This is a genomic window from Streptomyces sp. AC602_WCS936, assembly GCF_019049125.1.
GTDB lineage: Bacteria > Actinomycetota > Actinomycetes > Streptomycetales > Streptomycetaceae > Streptomyces.
Genome location: NZ_JAGMUF010000116.1, coordinates 1 through 272 on the forward strand (window position 1 = coordinate 1; position 272 = coordinate 272).

Annotated in this window: 1 protein-coding gene; it reads right to left on the reverse strand. The window is 68.8% G+C overall.

The annotated features are described in order from the left end of the window. Positions 1–272, reverse strand: a 272-nt coding sequence (locus KUM03_RS32340; protein WP_217254133.1) for a ricin-type beta-trefoil lectin domain protein, incomplete at both ends; no start/stop codon positions are given.

Here is a 272-nt window from a genome sequence, read left to right on the forward strand (position 1 = left end):
TCCAGGCACTTGCCCGACTGCGGATTGCGCACCGTACCGTCCGACTGCGCCGCCCACTTCTGCGCACCCGTCCCGTTGCACGTCCACAACTGGATCCGCGTACCGTCCGCGCTGCCGCCGCCGGACACGTCCAGGCACTTCCCCAGCGCCTTCAGTGTCCCGTCACCGCCGACCGTCCACTCCTGCGCGGACGACTGGTTGCACGACCAGACCTGCACCTCCGTACCGTCCGCCGTACCCGCGTTGTCCACGTCCAGGCACTTGCCGTTCAC